This is a genomic window from Paraburkholderia phenazinium (genome assembly GCF_900142845.1).
Taxonomy (GTDB): domain Bacteria; phylum Pseudomonadota; class Gammaproteobacteria; order Burkholderiales; family Burkholderiaceae; genus Paraburkholderia; species Paraburkholderia phenazinium_A.
Genome location: NZ_FSRU01000001.1, coordinates 1352620 through 1374007, shown reverse-complemented (window position 1 = coordinate 1374007; position 21388 = coordinate 1352620). Strand labels below are relative to the sequence as shown.

General features: G+C 64.3%; 16 protein-coding genes. 6 read left to right on the top strand and 10 right to left on the bottom strand.

All coding sequences use genetic code 11. The features are described 5' to 3' along the window. Positions 1-32: 32 nt before the first annotated feature. Both BUS12_RS05920 and BUS12_RS05915 read right to left on the bottom strand, forming a co-directional pair. Entirely contained in the window at positions 33-1253 is a 1221-nt protein-coding gene (locus BUS12_RS05920; RefSeq protein ID WP_074294679.1) for an efflux RND transporter periplasmic adaptor subunit, read from the bottom strand. 42 nt (positions 1254-1295) lie between these two features. Beyond that, entirely contained in the window at positions 1296-2162 is an 867-nt protein-coding gene (locus BUS12_RS05915) for an alpha/beta hydrolase (RefSeq protein WP_074297158.1), read from the bottom strand. Between the two features lie 192 nt (positions 2163-2354). Between BUS12_RS05915 and BUS12_RS05910 the strand changes: the two genes are divergently transcribed. Beyond that, positions 2355-3359, top strand: a complete 1005-nt coding sequence (locus tag BUS12_RS05910) for a LysR family transcriptional regulator (RefSeq protein ID WP_074294678.1) — start codon at positions 2355-2357, stop codon at positions 3357-3359. A gap of 76 nt (positions 3360-3435) precedes the next feature. On the opposite strand, the gene BUS12_RS05905 is transcribed toward BUS12_RS05910, so the two are convergent. Further along, positions 3436-4506 carry a purine-nucleoside phosphorylase gene (locus BUS12_RS05905; RefSeq protein ID WP_074294677.1) on the bottom strand — a complete coding sequence of 357 codons (1071 nt, stop codon included), beginning with the start codon at positions 4504-4506 and terminating at the stop codon, positions 3436-3438. Between the two features lie 272 nt (positions 4507-4778). On the opposite strand from BUS12_RS05905, the gene BUS12_RS05900 reads away from it, so the two are divergent. Beyond that, entirely contained in the window at positions 4779-5759 is a 981-nt protein-coding gene (locus tag BUS12_RS05900) for an aldo/keto reductase (RefSeq protein WP_074294676.1), read from the top strand. Between the two features lie 59 nt (positions 5760-5818). Here BUS12_RS05900 and BUS12_RS05895 read toward each other — a convergent pair whose 3' ends face one another. The 6 genes from BUS12_RS05895 to BUS12_RS05870 form a co-directional block, all read right to left on the bottom strand. After that, entirely contained in the window at positions 5819-6748 is a 930-nt protein-coding gene (locus BUS12_RS05895) for a cation diffusion facilitator family transporter (RefSeq protein WP_074297156.1), read from the bottom strand. A 9-nt stretch (positions 6749-6757) separates the two neighbouring features. After that, positions 6758-7852 carry a selenide, water dikinase SelD gene (gene selD / locus BUS12_RS05890; protein ID WP_074294675.1) on the bottom strand — a complete coding sequence of 365 codons (1095 nt, stop codon included), beginning with the start codon at positions 7850-7852 and terminating at the stop codon, positions 6758-6760. A 156-nt stretch (positions 7853-8008) separates the two neighbouring features. Further along, entirely contained in the window at positions 8009-12844 is a 4836-nt protein-coding gene (locus tag BUS12_RS05885; RefSeq protein ID WP_074294674.1) for an NAD-glutamate dehydrogenase, read from the bottom strand. Between the two features lie 141 nt (positions 12845-12985). Further along, positions 12986-13531, bottom strand: a complete 546-nt coding sequence (locus tag BUS12_RS05880; protein ID WP_074294673.1) for a DUF3455 domain-containing protein — start codon at positions 13529-13531, stop codon at positions 12986-12988. 18 nt (positions 13532-13549) lie between these two features. Further along, on the bottom strand, positions 13550-14326 hold the full coding sequence (locus BUS12_RS05875) for an alpha/beta fold hydrolase (protein ID WP_074294672.1): 777 nt from the start codon (positions 14324-14326) through the stop codon (positions 13550-13552). Further along, positions 14323-15357: a M14 family zinc carboxypeptidase gene (locus BUS12_RS05870; RefSeq protein WP_074294671.1), complete on the bottom strand. Its 1035-nt coding sequence runs from the start codon at positions 15355-15357 to the stop codon at positions 14323-14325. The genes BUS12_RS05875 and BUS12_RS05870 overlap by 4 nt, the downstream gene beginning before the upstream one ends. Before the next feature lie 292 nt (positions 15358-15649). On the opposite strand from BUS12_RS05870, the gene phnC reads away from it, so the two are divergent. The 3 genes from phnC to phnE are packed head-to-tail and all read left to right on the top strand — an operon-like array spanning position 15650 to position 18374. Next, positions 15650-16528 carry a phosphonate ABC transporter ATP-binding protein gene (gene phnC / locus BUS12_RS05865; RefSeq protein ID WP_074294670.1) on the top strand — a complete coding sequence of 293 codons (879 nt, stop codon included), beginning with the start codon at positions 15650-15652 and terminating at the stop codon, positions 16526-16528. 59 nt (positions 16529-16587) lie between these two features. Then, on the top strand, positions 16588-17553 hold the full coding sequence (gene phnD / locus BUS12_RS05860) for a phosphonate ABC transporter substrate-binding protein (RefSeq protein ID WP_074294669.1): 966 nt from the start codon (positions 16588-16590) through the stop codon (positions 17551-17553). Beyond that, the gene (gene phnE, locus BUS12_RS05855) at positions 17550-18374 is read left to right on the top strand and encodes a phosphonate ABC transporter, permease protein PhnE (RefSeq protein WP_074294668.1); all 825 of its coding nucleotides are present in this window, start codon (positions 17550-17552) and stop codon (positions 18372-18374) included. Before phnD ends, phnE begins: the two co-directional genes overlap by 4 nt. A gap of 54 nt (positions 18375-18428) precedes the next feature. Here phnE and BUS12_RS05850 read toward each other — a convergent pair whose 3' ends face one another. Further along, entirely contained in the window at positions 18429-19955 is a 1527-nt protein-coding gene (locus BUS12_RS05850; protein WP_074294667.1) for a MocR-like pyridoxine biosynthesis transcription factor PdxR, read from the bottom strand. A gap of 115 nt (positions 19956-20070) precedes the next feature. Between BUS12_RS05850 and gabT the strand changes: the two genes are divergently transcribed. Next, positions 20071-21360: a 4-aminobutyrate--2-oxoglutarate transaminase gene (gene gabT / locus BUS12_RS05845; RefSeq protein ID WP_074294666.1), complete on the top strand. Its 1290-nt coding sequence runs from the start codon at positions 20071-20073 to the stop codon at positions 21358-21360. Positions 21361-21388: the final 28 nt, after the last annotated feature.

The window sequence follows — 21388 nt, the reverse complement described above, 5'->3', positions numbered from 1 at the left end:
GGCGCGCAGGAAGCAACCGTTAAGCACGCGGCTCACGAGCTCTTCTGCGTTTTCGCATGTCCCTGCGTCTGTGCGACCGAGGCGCTGTCCGCATCGTCGTCGCCGCTCATCGGCACGGCGTGGGCACGCACCGTCTCGCCGGGACGCACACGCTGCGTCCCGTTGACGACGATCCGGTCGCCGCTCTGCAGGCCCGACTTGACGACGCGCAGACTGCCCTGCATCGCCCCGAGGGACACCTCGCGGTAGACCACCTGATCGCTCTTGTCGACCACGAACACGAACTTCTTGTCCTGATCGGTGCCCACCGCGGCATCGTCGATCAGCAGCGCCGGATGCGGCGCGCTGCCGCTCACCTTGACGCGGGCGTAGAGACCCGGAATCAGTGTGCCGTCCTGATTGTCGAAGCGCGCGCGCACGCGGATCGTGCCGGACGAGGTATCGAGCTGGTTGTCGACCGAATCGATCACACCGGTGCGCGAATAACCCGACTCATCGGCAAGCCCGAGCTGGACCGGCACCTTGGTGCCGTCCTTCTCGCGGCCGATGTATTGCAGGTAGGTCTGCTCATCGGCATCGAACGAGGCGTAGATCGGCGAAACCGACACCAGCGACGTCAGCGCCGGCGCACCCGCACCCGCGGAAACCACGTTGCCCACGGTGATTTCGGCGCGCGAGACGCGGCCCGACACCGGCGCGACCACCTTGGTGTAGCCCAGGTTGATCTGCGCGGTTTCGAGCGCGGCCTGCGCGGCCTTGACGTTGGCGCTCGCGCCGCGCGCGGCGTTCTGCTTCTCGTCGTAGTCGCGCCTGGCGATGGCGTTATCGCCGATCAGGCGTTGCGCACGCTCCCAATCGCTCTGCGTATAACCGGCTTGCGCCTGCGCAGCAGCCAGTTGCGCCGCGGCGCGATCCACTTCGGCCTGGTACGGGCGCGGATCGATCACGAACAGCGTGTCGCCCTTCTTCACGAGCGCGCCGTCCTTGAAATTCACCGACACGATCGTGCCCGACACCTGCGGGCGCACCTCGACCTTCTCGACCGCCTCGAGGCGCCCCGAATAGGATTGCCAGTCAGTGATGGTTTTTTCGATCACGGCCGCCACGTCCACTTCCGGCACGATGGTCGGCGTGGCCTGCGCGGGCGAGCTCGCATCGACGCGAATCGCGCCGAACGTGCCGAGCCCGGCAATCACGACAACAGTCAGAACGGCTAGCGCCAGACGATGGCGCTTGGTAGAAAAAATAGACATGTACGGCTCCCGTCGTTGTTAGTTAGTTGGATTGAAATCGGTTTATCGGTGGGCGCGCGCGTCGAAGCGCCACTGAAAGAAGCGCACCGCTTCCTGCAACGCGGCCGGATGGTCGGCCAGCGCGGCGTGCGAGACGCTCGGATAACGGACCACCTGGGTCAGCACACCCGCATCGATCAGGTTGCTGGCATATTTCTCGGCCTCGACGTGCAACACGTCGTTTTGCGCGGTCGCAATCAGCGTGGCGGGCAAACCCGCCAGACGCGCCGATTCGAGCGGCGCGGCATACGGATGCATGCGCTGCGAGGCTTGCGGCAGATACGCGCGATAGCAGGCCGCGCACTCCTTGGCGGTGATGTCGGAGCCGAGCCGCTGTTCGTCGCCAAGGCGCGTCAGGCTGGGGTCCAGCATCGGGCCGAACAGCGCCTGCGCGCCGATCCGCACATCGCCGCGGTCGCGCGCGATAAAGGCGAGGCAATTGGCGAGCTGGCCGCCCGCGTCGTGCCCCGCGACGCCAATATGTTTGGTGTTGCCGCCGAACGCCCGGGCGCGGGTCTGCACCCACAGCGCCGCGCGGTGCGCATCTTCGGGCGCGGCGGGAAACGGAAACTGCGGCGCGAGCGAGTAGCCCACCGAGACGACCAGCGCCGGTAAGTGTTCTGCGAAATAGCGCGCGGCGAAGTCGGCCTCGCCCAGCGAGCCGCGCACGAAGCCGCCGCCGTGAAAATAAAGCAGTACAGGCAGCGCACTTTTGCCGCCCGGACGATACAAACGCAACGTGATGTCCTGCGCGTGCCCCTCGATCGTCACGTCGGTCACATCGAGTGCCGTGCGCGCCGACGGTGCATCGGCCACCTGCGCAACGTCAGGCGGCACAAAGGAGGAGTACGGCGGTTTGAATGCATTCATATCGAACAGCGCAATACGCATAGAACTGGAATGGTGTGAATTGTGGGTTCGGCAGACTCCTAAATAAATGCCTATAATCCGGCAACACAATTCGGCATGCCCAAACAATCGAATTCGCACCCCGGCCAAACCGGGCTAATCCTGCCTATTCGACTGGCGTTGCGGGCCGCCGGCCCCTTTTGGAGGTTAGCCATGGACCGTCTTCAGGCCATGCAGGTGTTCACCCGTGTCGTCGACACCAACAGCTTCACCCGTGCCGCGGAAACGCTCGATCTGCCGCGCGCCTCGGTCACCACCATCATCCAGAACCTCGAATCGTTTCTCGGCACGCGCCTCATGCATCGCACGACGCGCCGCCTGTCGCTCACGCCGGACGGCGCCGCCTACTACGAGCGCTGCGTGCGCATTCTGGCGGACGTCGAGGAGACCGAAGCCAGCTTCCAGAGCGGCAACAAGAAGCCGCACGGCAAGCTGCGCATCGACATGCCGGGCTCGATCGGTCGCCTGCTGGTGATCCCTTCCCTGTGTGAATTCCACACGCGCTACCCGGATATCGACCTGCAGCTCGGCCTGACCGACCGCCCGGTCGATCTGCTGCAAGAGGGCGTGGATTGCGTGGTGCGGGTCGGCGCGCTGCAGGATTCGTCGCTGGTGGCGCGCCGCATCGGCATTTTCGAAGGCGTCACGTGCGCGGCGCCCGAATATCTGCAGAAGTACGGCATGCCCCACACGCTCGACGATCTGGAGACCCACTGCGCGGTGAATTATTTTTCGAGCCGCACGGGGCGCGTGATCGACTGGGCCTTCAAGGTGGACGGCAAGGAAGTCGAGGTGAAAATGAAGGGCACGGTGTCGGTCAACGACGCGGACGCCTATGTCACCTGCGGTCTGGAGGGCTTCGGCCTGATCCAGCCGGCCCTCTTCATGGTGCTGCCGCATCTGGAGTCGGGCCAACTGGTCGAAGTGCTGCCCGAACTCAAGCCGCTGCCCATGCCGATTTCGGCGGTCTATCCGCACAGCCGCCATCTGTCGCCGAAGGTGCGCGTGTTCGTCGACTGGATTGCGGAGTTATTCGACCGCTGCCCGTTGCTGAGCGGCCGCTGCAGTCTCGACACGCCTTGCACGAAGCGCACCTTCGAGCAGCGCGAATCGTCGCCGGTGCTGGATACGCCGGTGATGACGGAGTGGGTCGCCTGAGCCACCCCACCCCGCACTGCACGACGCGGCGCGCGCGGCGATCGCGGATCGTTGCGCGCGCACGTTTCTTTGCGTCTTATTGCTGAGGCACGCCCTCACGCCACTGGCTCCAGTGCGTCACAATCTGCTGGACCAGCGGGTTGCCGGCGAGAAACAGATTGGCAATCGCAATCGTGAAGCCGCCCTGCGCTGCATAGTTCAACAGATTATCGGCGCTCGTCTGGCCCGCATACGGCCGGTCGAAATCCGATCCGGCGCGCAGCACGGCCACGCGGTTCAGGTCCACCCGATGCGCGCTCGCCGCGCGCTTGAGCGCTTCATAGGTAGCGTTGTCTTCCTGCTGCGTCGTGCAGTACACGCCTTTGCCGTCGGTCAGTATCCTGGTCCAGTCGCGTGCGCGTTCGCCGAGCAATGTGCCCGACCACCACGTGTCGCCCGCGAGCGTATCGCACTGGATGACCGTGGGCGGCAAATCCGCCGGCGCATAGCCATAGCGGGCACGCGCCGCTTGCGCCTGGGCGTTGTCCGTCAACGTGACGTTGCGCGACAACGCAAACGCCGCGTCGGCAAGCTGCGAATTGAGCTGGAACACTTCGGTGCGATAGTCGAGCGAGGGCTTCTGTGTCGGGTTCTGCGTATTGATGCCGAGATAGCCCGTGTTCCAGTTAGCGGGAATTTCGCGCGCGTCGATTTCCCACTGAATGCCGAAGTCGACCAGATACTTCGCCCATGCCGCAGACCCCACAGTGCCGCGCTGCGGATCGATACCGGCAATACCGGCCACCATGAAATACGTATGCCGCAGATCGAAGCGCTGCGAGAAAGTCAGCGCCATGATCGACGCTGCGGCATTCGCGTGCCCCATGCCGGTGGTCATCACGCACACGTCCTGCTTGTTGCAGTGGACCGAGGGATAATCGGGCGAGAGGCCGTCAACCGGGATCTCCTGCCAGGGGCCGAGATGATCGAGCCAGACCTGCCCTTCGGGGCCGAACATCGAAATGATCATCACCTTGACGGGGCGTCCGTGCGAAGCGTCGGCGCTTTGCGTGGCGGTGTCGTCATCGGCGCGCGCCGGGACTGTCGAAACAGCCGCACACGCCGCGAAAGTCAACGCAGCGCTTGCCGCGAGAATACGAGTCAGCATCGGTGTCCTTCCTTTTTTCTGTCATGCGGATTGGGAGGGCGCTACTGCCTGAGACGGACTCGCTGAAGGGTCGAACGGGGGTCAGGCGAGGTCAAACGGGGTCAAGCGGGGTCAAGCGCAGCGGCGTCCATGTCTCGGCCCGTGAAGTCTGCGCCAATATCGAATATGCTTCAACACGGTATGCGCATTGGCTGATCAGCGACGCGAAAGCACGTTCGACCAACGAAGAGCCCTCCGCTTGCGCAATCGGCATTACTCACAGGAGCATGAGCATGGACTATGTGAAACTGGGCCGCACCGGCCTCGATGTCTCTCGACTTTGTCTGGGTTGCATGAGCTACGGCGCGTCCGATCGCGGCAACCATCCGTGGACGCTCAGCGAGAGCGACTCGCGCCCGTTCATCAAGCAGGCGCTCGATCACGGCATCAACTTCTTCGATACGGCCAATGTCTATTCCGACGGCACCAGTGAAGAGATCGTGGGCCGCGCGCTGAAAGATCTGGCCAAGCGTGACGAGATCGTGCTTGCAACCAAGGTGCATGGCCGCATGCACGCGGGTCCTAATGGCATGGGCCTGTCGCGCAAGGCGATCATGGCGGAAATCGATGCGAGCCTGAAGCGTCTCGGCACCGACTACGTCGACCTGTATCAGATCCACCGCTGGGACTATGCCACGCCGATCGAAGAGACCATGGAAGCGCTGCACGACGTCGTGAAGGCGGGCAAGGCACGTTATATCGGCGCGTCGTCCATGTATGCGTGGCAGTTTTCGAAGGCGCTGCATGTGGCCGAGCAGCACGGCTGGACCCGCTTCGTAACGATGCAGAACTACGTGAACCTGCTGTACCGCGAAGAAGAACGCGAGATGCTGCCGCTGTGCGAAAGCGAAGGCATCGGCGTGATTCCGTGGAGCCCGCTTGCGCGCGGCCGTCTCACACGCGACTGGAACACCAGCAGCGCACGCTCGGAAACCGACGAATTCGGCCGCACGCTGTATGCGCAGACCGAAGACGCGGACCGCCAGATCGTCGAACGGGTGGGTCAGATTGCGGCCAGCCGCGGCGTGCCGCGCGCGCAGGTTGCGCTGGCGTGGGTGCTGCAAAAGAGCGTGATCAGCGCGCCGATTGTCGGGGCAACCAAAGCGCAGCATCTCGACGATGCCGTGGCGGCGCTGTCGCTCAAGCTGAGCGCAGACGAAGTGAAGCAGCTCGAAGAACTGTACGTGCCGCACGCGGTGACGGGCTTCAAATAAGCGCGGCACCGCGCACAATGCAAGAGGCCCCGTGTCGATGCGGGGCCCGGCATCGTCATTCAGGTATATGACGCCCCGCCGCGTTGATCGCGCGGCACGTCCGGTTCGAAGAACACCCAGCGGACCTGCGGAAAGGTCGCCTGCAAATCGGCTTCCACGATGTTGATGGCGTCGACCATCGCGCGGCCGCTGGGATAATCGATCATCTCCGCCTGCACCGCGACCACCACATCGCGGCCCCACTGCAGCGTGATCATATTGATGATGCTGCGGATCTCGGCACGCGCCAGCAAATGCGCTTCGATGGCGCGCCGCACGTCCGGGCCGGCCGATTCGCCGACGATCATCGACTTCACTTCACGCGCCACCAGCCACGCAATCACCATCAGCAGCAGGCCGACGCCGATCGAGCCGAGCGCATCGAACATCGGGTTGCCGGTGATCATCGTCAGCAGCACTGCGACGAAAGCGATGGCGAGGCCGGCAAGCGCCGCGATGTCTTCGCCCGCCACCACCAGCAGATCCGATTCGCGCGTTTCGCGAAACCAGCGCCACATGGACTTGTCGGGATGCGTCTTGCGAATCTCCCTGACGGCCCCCATGAGCGACAACGTCTCGAGCACCACAGAGACACCCAGCACGGCCAGCGCCACGTACGCATGCGAGAGCGGCTCGCGCGCAAACAGGCGGTGTATGCCTTCGTACACCGAGAACGCCCCGCCGACGAAGAACAGCAGCAGCGCCACCAGCAGCGAATAGAAGTTGATCTCGCGGCCCGCGCCCATCGGATGCAGCGGGCTAGGCGGCTTCCTGGCCTCACGCAGGCCGAATAGCAGCAGAAGCTGGTTGCCGCAGTCGGCGGTGGAGTGAATCGCCTCCGCGAACATCGAGCCGGACTGCGTAAAGGTCGCCGCGGCGAACTTGAACACCGCAATCCCGAGGTTGGCGGCGAGCGCGTAAAAGATGGCCTTCGGCGATTCTTCTTTCATCTCCGTCATTTACGCAACCTCGACACGCGGCGCACCGTCACGCATTTCGCCGATCACCACCGCACGATCGAAGCCGTCCGCGCGGAAAATCGCCAGCACGTCGTCGACGCTATCCGGCGCACAGGACACGAGCAGCCCGCCCGAGGTTTGCGGATCGGTCAGCAGCGCCTGGGCAATGGCAGGCAATCCGGCGTCCAGGCTAATGCTCTCTCCGTACGAAGCCCAGTTGCGGCCTGACGCTCCGGTGATTACGCCGGCAGCCGCGAAGGTTTCCACGCCGGCGAGCCAGGGGAGATCCGCGTAACGAAGATGGGCGCTCAAGCCCGCGCCGCGCGCGAGTTCCAGCGTGTGCCCGAGCAGGCCAAAGCCCGTGACGTCGGTCAACGCATGCACGCCCGGCAAGGCGGCGAGATCCGTACCCGGACGATTGAGTTTGGTTGTGTTGGCAATCATCGCCGCGTAGCCCGCGTCGTCGAGCTGGTTCTTTTTCAGCGCCGCCGACAGCACACCCACGCCGAGCGGCTTGCCGAGCACCAGCACATCGCCGGCCCGAGCGTCTGCGTTCCGCTTGATCCGCTGCGGATGGACCACGCCCAGCGCGGCAAGACCGTAGATCGGCTCGACGGAATCGATCGAATGGCCGCCCGCAACCGGGATGCCCGCCTCCTTGCACACGTCTTCGCCGCCGCGCAGTATCGCCGCGATCACGTCGTGCGGCAGCACGTTGATCGGCATGCCGACCAGGGCCAGCGCAAGGATCGGCTTGCCGCCCATCGCGTAGACGTCGGAGAGTGCGTTGGTTGCGGCAATGCGGCCGAAGTCGTACGGATCGTCGACGATCGGCATGAAGAAATCGGTGGTGGCGATAATCGCCTGCTCGTCGTTCAGACGGTAGACGGCTGCATCGTCGGCGGTTTCCGTGCCGACCAGCAAGTCGGGAAAGACCGGCAGCGGCACGCTGCGCTTGAGCAGGTCGGAGAGGACGCCGGGCGCAATCTTGCAGCCGCAGCCGCCGCCGTGCGAAAGACTTGTGAGCCGCGGTACAGCGGGATGTGAAGCAGCGGGATCTGAAGCAGCAGAATTCAAAGCAACGTGATCGGTCATGGATGAGTCAGGGCGCGGTTGCCGGTTCGGGTTGAAGTTCGGGTTGACCTTGCAAGGCTATAGTCAGCATTATGGGCAATCCGGGGCCCATCCGTCCAACCGGCACCACGACGGCCCGTCACGACGGGTTCGAAGCCGTCACCTGCGCACTCGACTTCAAGCCCGCTCCAGCAACGCCATTTCACGCACGATCACCAGCAGCACGGACAGGCTCGCACCGCCCGAGGCGCGCAGATCGGCCAGCAGGCGCGCATAACGTTCGAGCGGCGCCGCCCGTTGTTCACGCCATGTTTCGACCAGCTCCTCCGGCGTCGATGCTTCCTCCGCGCCCATCAGCGCGCTCGTCGTCAAGGCGCGCTTCAGGCGCGCCAGCTCGGCAAGCGCGGCGGCGCGCGCCAGCGTGTCCCAATGCGTCGGCGTGGGCAGCGCATTCGCACGCTCGCCGATCCAGCCGTAGTTGAGCTGCGTGCCGAGCGCGAAATACACCCCCGCCACCCGTTCGAGATCCTTGCCGCACTTGGCCGCCACCTCGGCAATATCGAGCACCGCCGCGGAGATTTCGCCGCTCGCCACGCGCACCGCCAGTTCGCTATCCACGCCTGCATCCACAAGGACCCGCTGGCGTTCCGAGAGCGCCTCCAGGTCCGCGGCGGGCAACAGCGACGGCCATTGCGACGCGAGCCGCTGGGCCGCATCGCGGCAACGCGTCAGCAGATCCGTCACGTCGCTGACGGCACCCGTTTGCAGTTGCCGCAGGAACCACAGCGCCGCACGCTCGACGAGCCGCGCCACCTCGACGAACATGCGCGCCTGCACGTCGTCGGCTACGCGGTTATCGAGCGCGTCGATGCTGTGCCACACCTCGTCGAGATCGAACACATCGCGAGCCATGATGCAGGCCCGCACGATCTCGCCCGGCTGGGCGTCAGTCTCCTCCATCAGCCTGTGGATGAATTCGCAGCCCACCCGGTTGACCAGCGCGTTCGTCAGATAGGTGGCGAGGATCTCGCGCCGCAGCGGATGACGATGCATCGGCTCGCGAAAGCGCTGCCGCAGCGGCTTCGGAAAATAGTCGATCAACATGCTGCTGACCAGGGGGTCTTCCGGCATGTCGGATGCGACCAGCGCATCGTAGAGCCACATCTTGCTGTAGGCGAGCAGCACCGCGCGCTCCGGCGAGGTCAGCCCTTGCTTCGCAGCCTGGCGCTCGGCGATTTCCTCGTCTGTCGGCAGGAACTCGATCACGCGGTTCAGACGCCCGGCCCGTTCGAGCCAGCGCATGAAGCGCGTTTCCGCATCGAACAGTTCGACGCTGTAGCGCCCCGCAATCGACAGCGCCTGGGTCTGATAGTAGTTGTCCTGCAGCACCAGCAGGCCGACTTCATCGGTCATATCGGCGAGCAAGGCATTGCGCTGCTTCTCGGTCATCTCGCCGTCCGCCACCACGAGGCCGAGCAGAATCTTGATGTTCACTTCGTGATCCGAACAATCGACGCCAGCTGAGTTGTCGATCGCATCGGTATTGATGCGCCCACCGCGTAACGCGAATTCGATGCGTCCCAGGTGCGTGAGTCCCAGGTTGCCGCCCTCCGCCACCACCTTGCAGCGCAGATCCGCGCCGTTCACGCGTACCGCGTCGTTGGTACGGTCGCCGACCTGCGCGTGCGTTTCGCGGCTCGCCTTGACGTAGGTGCCGATGCCGCCGTTGTAGAGCAGATCCACCGGTGCCTGCAAGATCGCGCGAATCAGTTCGTTCGGCGCGAGTGCAGCGGCATTGATGCCGAGCACGGCCTGCATCGCGGACGACACGGGAATCGTTTTCGCCGTACGCGGAAACACGCCGCCGCCGGCCGAGATCAAGGCGGGATCGTAGTCGGCCCAACTGGAGCGTTCGAGGATAAAGATGCGCCCACGCTCCGCCAGACTGGCGGCGGGATCGGGTTGCGGATCGAGGAAGACATGCCGGTGATCGAATGCGGCCACCAGCTTGATATGCGGCGACAGCAGCATGCCGTTGCCGAACACGTCGCCCGACATGTCGCCGACGCCGACCACGCTGAAATCCGTGGTCTGGGTGTCGACACCCATCTCGCGGAAATGCCGCTTCACCGACTCCCATGCGCCGCGCGCGGTGATGGCCATTTTCTTGTGGTCGTAGCCGACCGAGCCGCCCGAAGCAAACGCGTCGTCGAGCCAGAAGCCGTACTCCTGCGAAATGGCGTTGGCGTAGTCGGAAAACGTCGCCGTGCCCTTGTCCGCCGCCACCACCAGATAGGGATCGTCGGGGTCGTGCCGTACCACATCGGGCGGAGGCACGATCTCGTTGCCGACCAGATTGTCGGTCAGATCGAGCAGGCCGCGCAGGAAGGTCTGATAGCAGGCAATGCCTTCGCGCAGCCACGCTTCGCGGTCGCTGGGCGGCGGCGGGTTCTTCACCACGAAGCCGCCCTTCGAGCCGACCGGCACGATCACCACGTTTTTCACCATCTGCGCTTTCATCAGGCCGAGCACTTCCGTGCGGAAGTCCTCGCGCCGATCCGACCAGCGCAGGCCGCCACGCGCCGCGCGCCCGCCGCGCAGATGCACGCCTTCGACACGCGGCGAGTACACCCAGATCTCGAACATCGGCTTGGGCTCAGGCAGGCCCGGCACGCGCGCCGGATTGAACTTGAACGAGAGGTACGGCTTCGGATGCCCCTCGTGATCGAGCCGGTAGTAGTTGGTGCGCTCGGTGGCCTTGATGACGCCGAGAAACTGCCGCAGGATGCGGTCCTCGTCGAGATTCGGCACCTGGTCGAGCGCGGTGTCGATCCATTTGAGCAGCAGCTCCACGCGCGCTTCGCGACTGTCGCCCACCCGCGGATCGAAGCGCGCCACGAACAGTTCGACGAGCTTGCGGGCAATCGTGGGATTGCCGGTCAACGCACGCTCGATATAGGCATCGCTAAACGTGGAGCCGACTTGCCGCAGGTACTTCGCATAGGCGCGCAAGATCGTCACCTCGCGCGCCGCAAGCTGGGCACGCAGCACGAGGCGATTGAAGTCGTCGCTTTCGATCTCGCCGGTCCAGACCTGCTCGAAGGCGTCTTCGAAGAGATTCTTCACGCGCTCGATATCGAATTCGGCGTCGTCCGCGAGTTCAAGGCCGAAATCGTGGATCCATGCCGGGGTCGCATCGAGCGCTTCGATCAGGTACGGCCGCTCTTCATCGACGCGCACGCCGAGATGTTCGAGCATCGGCAGGCTGCGCGACAGGGCGATCGGATGCCCCGCGCGGTAGACCTTGAAGCGAAACGCGCGCGGGCCGGATTCGATGGGCCGGTACAGGTTCATCGCAATCCGCTCGTTGCTCTGCAAGCGCTCGATCAGCTCGATATCGCGCACGGCCGTGCGGGCCGGATAGTCGTCGCGGTAGCCGGCTGGGAACGAATCGGCGTAGTGCTGCAGCAGCCGGTTACCCTGCTCCTCGCCGAACGCGTCGAGCAACGCATCGGCGAGATCGTCCTGCCAGCGGCGCGTCACCTGCACGAGCCGCGCTTCGAGTTCGCGGGTGTCCACATCCGGCATCGCGCCCGGTTCGGCGTGCACGACGAAGTGAATCCGTGCGAGCGTCGACTCCGAGAGCAAGGGCGTGAACTCGACACTCGCTCCGTTGAACGCTTCGGTCAGCAGATTGGCGATGCGCCGCCGCAAGTCGGTGTTGTACTTGTCGCGCGGCACGAACACCAGACACGACACGAAGCGGTCGAAGCGATCGCGCCGCACGAACAGGCGCGTGCGCTGATGTTCCTGGAGACGCAGCACGCCAAGCGCGATGTCGTAAAGCTGGTCCTCTTCGGCCTGGAACAGTTCGTCGCGCGGATAGGTTTCGAGCACCGTCACCAGCGATTTCGCCAGATGCCCTTTCGGCAGGAAGCCGGCACGCCGCACGATGTTGGCGCACTTGCGGCGCACGATCGGAATCTCCGCCGCCGACACGAGATACGCCGTCGACGTATACAGGCCGATAAAACGCCGCTCGCCGATGGTCTTGCCATCCGCGCCCGTCAACTTGATGCCCACGTAGTCGAGATAACCGGGGCGATGCACGGTAGCACGCGTGTTCGCTTTGGTGAGGAAGATCGGCGAGGCGCCGGTGATGATCTGCGCGGCGGCGGCCGGCAACGGTGTGACGTCGGCGGCGCCCACGGGCCGCAGCGTGTCGCGCAGAATGCCGAGACCCGATTCCGGCAGCGCACGCAAGCCGAAGCCGACGTCATGCGAAACCAGTTCATAGTCGCGCTGGCCGAGGAAGGTGAAGTGGTTGTCCACCATCCATTCGAGGAAGGCCCGCGCCTCAGCGCCTTCCGCACCGGCTTCGCGCCCCTTCATGTCCTTGATCGTGGTGCGCGCAATCTCGACGATCTTCGGCCAGTCCTCCACCGCCGCGCGCACGTCGCCTAATACTTTGGCGATATCGTCGCGCAGCCCATCGAGCTTGGCGGCGTCGCCGCAGCGGTCGACTTCGAAGTGGATGAACGAGGCCAGTTGCGATTGCGTGTCAGCCGCGTCTTCGGCACCCTGCCCGACACGCACAATGCTGCCGTCGGCGCCACGCCAGATGCGAAACACCGGATGCACGACCGAATGCAGCGCGAGCCCCAGGCGGTTGACCGCCATCGACACCGAATCGACCAGGAACGGCATGTCGTCGTTGACGATTTCGATGACCGTGTGGTCCGAATGCCAGCCGTGCTGCTCGAGGATCGGGTTATAGACGCGCAGCCGTTCGCTGCCGGGCACGAAACGCTGGGCCGTTTGCCAATGCGCCAGCGCGGCGCCATACAGGTCGGCAATCGCGCGGCTTTGCAGATCGTCGGCGTCGACGAAGTCGTAGTAATGGCGCAGGAAAGGTTCGACGACAGCGAATGCCGGTTCCGGCAATCGTCCACGAGCGAATTCGACGACGTCGTTCAGCAGGTGCGCAACGGATTCTTCGTTCTTCGCTTGCATGATCTCCTCCACAACGGGCGGCAATCGACTGCATCGTTTAGAAGAGAATTATGCGCCCGATAGTTGAAAGTCAATGTGCATCCGCACATCGACTTTCAACTGGACCTCCGATCAGCGCGGCATTACGCTCGCTGATCGGCCTCAGCCGAGGAACACGTAGCGGGCGATATAAGGGCTGCGGCCTTCTTGTCCTTCCTGCGTGCAAGGACCGGTGGGCGCAACGCCGCCGTGCGTGTCGAGCCGTTGCACGTAGCGCACCGGCGAGAGCAAGCCCGGGCCGGCGGCGTTGGTTGCCCGCAGCAGCAGAAGCGGGATGCTGCCGGGTTGATCGGCACTCGGCGCCTGCTGCAGGACCTCGCCGGTGATCTTGCTGCCGTCCGCGGCGGCCCACGAGGGGCCCGCGCTATGCGTGACGATCAGCTCGCCCGAAGCGTCGTACAGTTCGGCGCTCGGCGCCTTGAAAGCCCATGACAGCTTGTTGTTGGCGTCGCGCTTGCAGAGGTAGATCTGCGTGCCGCTCGCCTTGAGCGTGGCAATGACGTGGGTTGCGTCGCTGGGTGCGAGCGCAGCGGGCACAGCGCTTTGCGCGAACGCGCTGCTAACCCAGGCGGCGCTGCAGGCAAGCGCAAGCGACGCGCCGGTGACAACACGCGCCAGCGAGCGGCGCGAGGCAAAACGTGAATACATGCAGTCATCTCCTTAGTGTCAAAACAGTGTCCCGGTCGTATCCGCTGCTTGCGGCAGCCACGCGCCGACCGCCTCGCTCGTCCACACCGGGTCGTCGTGCGGCAAATCATGTCCGGCCCACGGATGCTGCAGATGCGCCGCGCCCCACGCCGCCGCGAGCCGCGCCGAACAGACCGGGTTCACCAGCCGGTCGGCGGCGGACGACAGAATCAAGGTCGCACAGCGCGGCACCTCAACACCGGCGTTAAAACGCGCCGCTGCCCATAACTGACGCAGCGCGTTGGGCCGGCTCACCGGCGCGCTCTCGCGAATCGCACTCCACGCCGCGAGATCGTCCGCGAGTCCTGCCGGATTATTGCAGGTCAACCGGTGAATGCCGGTTTCGGCTTCGCGTGCGCTTCGCCAGTCGAACGCCACTCGCAGCAGTCCCGGCCATGCCTGCGGACGCAGACGCTCGGTCATGCTGCTGAACGGCCGCATGCTGGTATTGATCAGCACCAGCCGCTCGATCTCGTCAGGGTATTGTTGCGCCCACGCCGTCGCCACCATCCCGCCCAGCGACATCGCCAACACGCGGTATGGACCGGGCACGCTGCTTTGCGCTACCGCGAGCCGCACGAAGCCGACCATCGCCGCCACTTCAGCGGGCGCGCGTTGCTCGACGAGCGCGCCGTTGCCCGGCAGATCGAGCTGCAACAAGCTGTCGGTCTTGACGGCGTCATGCAGGATAGCCGGAAACCGGCCCCAGTGCCGCGTCTCGCGCGTCAGTCCACGCAACAGGATCCACGTACTCATACACCGGCCGTCCGATACCAATGTTGAATCGCGTGATGCAGCAGTTGCTGGCGGCCGCTGCCTTGCGGCAACCAGCGCTGCGAGGCAAACGCGGCGCGTGTCAGGAAGTCGAGCAGGTTGGCGTGGCGTCGCAAGACACGCGCCGTGCGATGCGCTTTCACGGGATTGAACATGCCCTGGCGCGAAAACAGTTGGCGCGGATTCTTCTTGATCCACAGCCACGAGCCGAGCTCGAGCGTCATCGGCAAAAACACGTTTTCCGCCGGCGCGCGATCGTACGCGCAATCCCATAGATCGCCGTGCAGCAGATATTGATGGCTCTGCGGTTCGAACGCATAGCCGTGATGCGGATGAGCGCGCTCGAACATGGTCTTGAGCATGTACATCTCAGGCAGATGCGGCATCAGCTTGCGAGTGCGCGCATACGGAAACCAGATGCTGTCGGCCCAGCCGTAACCCGAGTGGCAATCGAGCGCGAAGCTGAGCGGCCGCGAGGCCAGTTCGGTTTCGACCAGCTTCAGCAGCGCCGCGGCCTCCACCTCCATGGGTGCGCCGCGCCGTCCGCGATACCAGGGCAGCCAGGCGCCGAGGCGCTGGCCGCCCGCCAGCAGCGGCACGCGTTCGTCGGCGTCCTGCGGGGCATTGCGCATCAGGTCGACGCCGTTCGGATTGGCGCGCGTCGCCGCCCACATGCCGCCCGGGTTGCAGATGGGCATAAAGATCAGACGAATCGATTGCAATTGCCGCACCAGCAGCTCGTCCCATTCGAGCCGCGACAGCAGCGAGCGCATGTAGTCGAGCACGAGTTGCGTGCCGATACGCTCGAGCCCATGAATGCCGCCGAAGAAACCAATGGCCGGCGCCAGCGGATCGCTCGAACCGATGCTCGCGGTCAGCACCGGAAAGGTCCGGCCGTGCACCCGCGCCTCGCACAGCGTGCGAATGTCGAAGTTGGCACTGCCGGCGTCGAGAATCGCCTTCAAATCCTCGTATTCCGCAAAGCTGTCGGGTAGAAAGCTGAGAGCCTGCATGGGACGCCGAATGAGATGGGCAAGGTTATTGGGGACGGCACACGCACTATTTCAGCAATATAGCCTGTCGCGGCACATATTAGATGACGGCGTGCACCCTCCGCAGTTTGTGTCATCTGGCTGACATATCGCGGCCCGTTCAAGGCTTTGCGTTCCGGCACGCATTCCTCGTGAAGCCGCCTGGAAAGATATAGTCGTCTAGACGTTGAGATAGGTTCACTCAACCGTCACAGAGCCTTCCTAGAATGTGCCACACGTTCCGGCACTGGCCGGATGCATCAACGGGACAAGCATGGAAGCAATTCGTATCGAACGGCTGAGCAAGACGTTCACCAACGGCCGCAAGGCACTCGACGAGATCGACCTGCGCGTCGCGTCCGGCGAGATGGTGGCGCTGATCGGCGCCTCGGGCTCGGGTAAATCGACCCTGCTGCGACATATCGCAGGCTTCACCGTCTCCGATCCGCAGCCGTCGCAGATCGCGATTCTCGGCCGGCCGATCCAGCAGAACGGCCGCCTCGTGCGCGAAGTGCGGCGGATTCGCCGCGATATCGGCTTCGTGTTCCAGCAGTTCAATCTGGTCAACCGGCTCTCCGTCGAGACCAACGTGCTGATCGGCGCGCTGGCGCGGCTGCCGTTCTGGCGGCGCATCACCGGACGCTTTCCGCGCAGCGAACGCGAGTTGTCGCTGGCCGCGCTCGGCGAAGTCGGCATTGCGGAACATGCGCGCGAACGCGCGGCAACGCTCTCCGGCGGCCAGCAGCAACGCGCGGCGCTGGCCCGTGCACTGGTGCAGCACGCTCGCATTGTGCTGGCCGATGAACCGATTGCCTCGCTCGATCCCGAGTCGTCGCGACGCGTCATGGAGATGCTGCGCAACCTGAATCGCGACCATGGCCTGACCGTGCTGGTCTCGCTGCACCAGGTGGACATTGCCGTGCAGTACTGCCCGCGCACCGTCGCCCTGCGTCGCGGCAAGATCGTCTACGACGGACCGTCCGCCGCGCTCACGCCCGAGCTCCTGCAGAAGCTCTACGGCGACGACGCACGCGAACTGCTCGACGAAACCGGGAGCAGCGTGGCGCAATCTCCTGCGGATATGAACATGGATGCGGATGCAACCAGACCGCAGCGCTATGCGTTTGCACTGGATCCTGCGCACACTGCCTGATACACAGCGTCGCCCTTTTATCTTCTGACAGCCCTCTTTAGTTAACTGGATTTAACCCGATGACATTCCTGCGCTCACTGATCGCCGGCGCGGCTGCGCTCGCCTGCGTCGCCGCTCACGCCGAAGACTTCAACCTCGGCATCATCTCGACCGATTCGTCCGCCGTGCTCTCGCAGCGCTGGCAACCGCTGGTCGACGACATGAGCAAGCAAACCGGCCTGCACGTCAAAGCCTTTTTCGCCACGGACTACGCCGGCATCATCGAAGGCATGCGCTTTAACAAAGTGCAGGTGGGCTACTTCGGCAATGCCTCGGCGATGGAAGCCGTGGACCGCGCCAACGGCGAAGTGTTCGCCAAGATCACGTACGCGAACGGCGACACCGGCTACAAGTCCGTGCTGATCACCAATGTGAACAGCCGCTTCAAGACGCTCGACGATGTATTCAAGAATACGAAGGATGTCACGCTCGGCTTCGGCGATCCGAACTCCACCTCGGGTACGCTGGTTCCCGGCTACTACCTGTTCGCCAGGCACAATACGCCGGTGAACACGTCGTTCAAGGCGGTGTTGCCATCGAGCCATGAAGCGAATCTGCTGGCTGTGGTGAACAACAAGATCGACATTGCGACCAACAACACCGAGATGCTCGACACGCTGAAGAAAGATCATCCGGACAAGTTCGCCCAGGTGCGGGTGCTGTGGACCTCGCCGCTGATCGATTCGGACCCGCTGGTGTGGCGCAAGGATCTGCCGCAGGCCACCAAGGACAAGGTGCGCACGTTCTTCCTGAACTACGGCAAGACCGATCCGCACGAGAAGGCCGTGATGGCGGCGATTACCGGCTATAGCGGCTTCGTGGCGTCGTCCGATGCGCAGTTGCTGCCGGTCCGCCAGATCTCCCTGTTCCAGCAGAAGCAGAAGATCCAGTCCGACACGCATCTCTCGGACGACGATCGCAAGACCCAGATCGCCGCGCTCGATGCGAAGCTGAGCGCGCTGAACGCCGCGACCTCGAAGCAATGAGCGCCGCCGACCTGACCGGCGCCCGCCCCGCCGCCGCGAGCGGCGCACCGGCGGCGGCCGTTGCGGGCAAGCGAAGCTGGACGTCGCTGCTCGGCTGGATCGTCGTGATTGCCGTGCTGGGCGTCGGCTGGCACGGCGCGGATATGCGGCCGCTCGATCTGTGGTCGGACGCCGGCAACATGGGCCAGTTCGCCAAGGACTTCTTCCCGCCGGACTTCACCGAGTGGCGCACCTATGCGCACGAAATGTACGTGACGTTGTCGGTGGCGGTGTGGGGCACGGTGCTGTCGCTGGTGTGCGCCGTGCCGTGCGGCCTGATGTGCGCGCGCAATATGGCGCCGCAATGGGTCGTGCAGCCGGTGCGCCGCCTGATGGACGCCTGCCGCGCGATCAACGAAATGGTCTTCGCGATGCTGTTCATCGTCGCGGTCGGGCTCGGCCCGTTCGCGGGCGTGCTGGCGTTGTGGGTACACACCACCGGCGTGCTGGCCAAGCTGTTCGCGGAGGCCGTCGAAGCGATCGACCCGCGGCCCGCCGAGGGCGTGCGCGCCACCGGTGCGACCGGTCTCGACGAGATCGTCTATGCGGTATTGCCGCAAGTGCTGCCGTTGTGGATCTCGTATGCGCTGTACCGCTTCGAATCGAACGTGCGCTCGGCGATGGTGGTGGGCATGGTCGGCGCGGGCGGAATCGGCGTGGTGCTCTATGAGGCGATCCGCTCGTTCGACTACGCGTCCACCGCGGCGGTGCTGATCATGGTGATTGTGGTGGTCACGGCCATCGACCTGGCCTCTGCCTGGCTGCGCGAAAAAGTGATCTGAGTTCGATTTTCGCGGTGCCGATCGGCTGGATCTTCATGCATGAAACGCGCGGCCTCAGGCGAACTGCAGCAGCGTGGCATCGATCGCGTCGGCGAGCGTATTGAAGGCCGGCGCGATCTCCTCATCGGGCACGCAGGCATAGCCGATCAACAGACCCGAAGGCGCACGCTGCGGCTGCGCGTAATACCCCGACAACGCCCGCACCACGATATTGCGCTCGAGCGCCGCCGCTGCCACCGCGCGATCGTCGGCACCTTCGGGCAATTGCATCACCAGATGCAGACCCGCATCGCCGCCCACTGCCGGCAACGCATCGCCATAGCGGCGCGCGGCGGCATCGAGCACGGTCTGGCGGCGTTGACCGTAGAGCGTGCGCATCTTGCGAATGTGCGACGTGAAATGCCCTTCGGCGATGAACTCCGCGAGCACGGCCTGCTGCAGCAGTTGCCCCTCGCGATACAGCTCGGCACTGGCCATAGCGAAACTTTCGGCGAGCGCCTCGGGCACCACAAGGTAACCGATCCGCAAACCGGGGAACAGCGTCTTGCCGAAGCTGCCCACATAGATCACCTGCCCCGCCGTATCCAGCCCCTGCAGCGATGCCAGCGGCCGGCTGCCATAGCGAAACTCGCTGTCGTAGTCGTCCTCGATGATCCAGCATTGATGCTGGCGCGCGTATTCGAGCAACATGCGGCGGCGCGCGAGACTCATCACCATGCCGAGCGGATACTGATGCGAGGGCGTGACCAGCATCAGCTTGGGCGGCTGGGCGAGATCCTCGGCGGAGGGGTTGATTCCTTCGGCGTCGACGGCGATGGGACGCGATTGCAGCCCCGACACGTGCAGCACGCTGCGCACGCCCCAATAACAGGGATCCTCGGTCCAGATGACGTCACCGGGATCGGACAGGAGACGCACGGCCAGATCGACCGACTGGTGAATGCCGGTGGTGATGACGATCTGCTCGGGCGTGCAGCGCACCGAGCGCGAGGTGCGCAGATAGTCGGCCAGGGTGTGCCGCAGCAACGACAGACCGCCGCCCGGCGCATAGGTCAGCAGATCGGGGCGCAAGCGGCGCCAGTACTTGGCCTGCAGGCGGCTCCAGACGCGCGCCGGAAACTTCGAGACATCCGGCACACCGGGCATGAACGCGCCCCACTGACGCTTCGACACCCCTGCCCCGGCGATCAGCCGCGTACCTCGGGTGGACAGCGCGCGCCGCGCCGAGAGCGGCTGTGGGGCGGCGGCCGGCGCGGCGGCATCAGGGGCGGCGGCCGGCGCGGCGGCATCAGGCGCGCCGACGATTTCGTCCGGCGCGCTATCGGCCACGAAGGTGCCGCGACCGGTGGTGGAGGTGACGTAACCCTCGAGCGCGAGCTGCTCGTAGACCTGAGTCACGGTGTTGCGGGCGATGCCGAGTTCATTGGCGAGCAGGCGCGAGGACGGCACCTTGCTGCCGGCGGGCAGCTCGCGCGACAGGATGGCCTGCTGCAGCAAGCGATGCAGTTGCCGGTAGATCGGCAGACCGTTGCCGCGGTCGAGACGCTGCGCCAGCCAGTCTGACAAAACGCTTGCACGCATAATTGGCTCCTACATTTTTATTTAAATGGCTCTGAACGTCGGAGCCAAATCTCATTATAGTCGTTGCATGTGCCGCGCCGTGTGGACGGCTTCTGCCAAACCGGGAGTGAAGGAGATGACTGTGAAGAATGCTGAACTGAAGAGCCGCAAGGATGCCGCCACGCCGCGTGGGGTTGGGGTGATGTGCGATTTCTATGCTGCGCGCGCTGAGAACGCTGAGTTGTGGGACGTCGAGGGGCGGCGCTTCATTGATTTTGCGGCGGGGATTGCGGTGTGCAACACGGGCCACCGCCATCCGAAGATTGTTGAGGCGATCCGCGCGCAACTGGATCAGTTCACGCATACCGCGTATCAGATCGTGCCGTACGAGTCGTATGTTTCGCTGGCGGAGAAGATCAATGCGCGCGCGCCGGGCGACCATCTGAAGAAGACGGCGTTCTTCACGACGGGTGCGGAAGCGGTGGAAAACGCGATCAAGATTGCGCGCGCGGCGACGGGCCGACCGGGCGTGATTGCGTTCACGGGTGGTTTCCATGGCCGCACGATGATGGGGATGGCGCTGACGGGCAAGGTGGCGCCGTACAAGATTGGCTTTGGACCGTTCCCGGCGGACGTGTTCCATGCACCGTTCCCGAATCCGCTGCATGGTGTGACGACGGCGGATTCGTTGAAGGCGATTGAGTTTCTGTTCAAGGCGGACATCGATCCGAAGCGTGTTGCGGCGATCATCTTTGAACCGGTACAGGGTGAGGGTGGTTTTTATCCGGCGCCGGCGGAGTTTGTGCGGGCGTTGCGCAAGCTGTGCAACGAGCATGGCATTTTGCTGATTGCGGATGAAGTGCAGACGGGCTTTGCGCGTACCGGCAAGTTGTTTGCGATGCATCACTACGACGTGGTGCCGGATTTGATGACGATTGCCAAGAGCCTGGCGGGGGGCATGCCGTTGTCGGGCGTGGTGGGGCGTGCGGAGATTATGGATGCGGCGGCGCCTGGCGGGTTGGGTGGGACGTATGCGGGCAATCCGCTTGCTGTGGCGTCTGCGCATGCTGTGCTGGACATCATCGATGAGGAGAAGCTCTGCGAGCGGGCGGTTTTGTTTGGCGATCGGATTAAGGCGAAGCTGGTTGCCTTGCAGGGTGAGGTTGGGCAGATTGCTGATGTGCGCGGGCCGGGGGGCATGGTGGCGGTTGAATTCTGCAAGGCTGGGACGCATGAGCCGGATGCCGAATTTACCAAGCGGGTGCAGGCTCGCGCGCTTGAGCGCGGGTTGTTGTTGCTCGTCTGTGGGGTTTATTCGAACGTTGTTCGGTTTCTTTTTCCGCTCACTATTCAAGAGGATGTCTTCGACGAGGCTGTTGCCATTCTTGAAGATGTGCTTAAGGAGACTGTTGGCGTCGTAGCTTAGTTTTTTTTGCCCTGCTGGCGGCTCTTTG

Bases quoted from the DNA above. Each gene is read 5' to 3' on its own strand.
- BUS12_RS05920 (WP_074294679.1), bottom strand. From the start codon at position 1,253: ATGTCTATTTTTTCTACCAAGCGCCATCGTCTGGCGCTAGCCGTTCTG.
- BUS12_RS05915 (WP_074297158.1), bottom strand. From the start codon at position 2,162: ATGAATGCATTCAAACCGCCGTACTCCTCCTTTGTGCCGCCTGACGTT.
- BUS12_RS05910 (WP_074294678.1), top strand. From the start codon at position 2,355: ATGGACCGTCTTCAGGCCATGCAGGTGTTCACCCGTGTCGTCGACACC.
- BUS12_RS05905 (WP_074294677.1), bottom strand. From the start codon at position 4,506: ATGCTGACTCGTATTCTCGCGGCAAGCGCTGCGTTGACTTTCGCGGCG.
- BUS12_RS05900 (WP_074294676.1), top strand. From the start codon at position 4,779: ATGGACTATGTGAAACTGGGCCGCACCGGCCTCGATGTCTCTCGACTT.
- BUS12_RS05895 (WP_074297156.1), bottom strand. From the start codon at position 6,748: ATGAAAGAAGAATCGCCGAAGGCCATCTTTTACGCGCTCGCCGCCAAC.
- selD (WP_074294675.1), bottom strand. From the start codon at position 7,852: ATGACCGATCACGTTGCTTTGAATTCTGCTGCTTCAGATCCCGCTGCT.
- BUS12_RS05885 (WP_074294674.1), bottom strand. From the start codon at position 12,844: ATGCAAGCGAAGAACGAAGAATCCGTTGCGCACCTGCTGAACGACGTC.
- BUS12_RS05880 (WP_074294673.1), bottom strand. From the start codon at position 13,531: ATGTATTCACGTTTTGCCTCGCGCCGCTCGCTGGCGCGTGTTGTCACC.
- BUS12_RS05875 (WP_074294672.1), bottom strand. From the start codon at position 14,326: ATGAGTACGTGGATCCTGTTGCGTGGACTGACGCGCGAGACGCGGCAC.
- BUS12_RS05870 (WP_074294671.1), bottom strand. From the start codon at position 15,357: ATGCAGGCTCTCAGCTTTCTACCCGACAGCTTTGCGGAATACGAGGAT.
- phnC (WP_074294670.1), top strand. From the start codon at position 15,650: ATGGAAGCAATTCGTATCGAACGGCTGAGCAAGACGTTCACCAACGGC.
- phnD (WP_074294669.1), top strand. From the start codon at position 16,588: ATGACATTCCTGCGCTCACTGATCGCCGGCGCGGCTGCGCTCGCCTGC.
- phnE (WP_074294668.1), top strand. From the start codon at position 17,550: ATGAGCGCCGCCGACCTGACCGGCGCCCGCCCCGCCGCCGCGAGCGGC.
- BUS12_RS05850 (WP_074294667.1), bottom strand. From the start codon at position 19,955: ATGCGTGCAAGCGTTTTGTCAGACTGGCTGGCGCAGCGTCTCGACCGC.
- gabT (WP_074294666.1), top strand. From the start codon at position 20,071: ATGACTGTGAAGAATGCTGAACTGAAGAGCCGCAAGGATGCCGCCACG.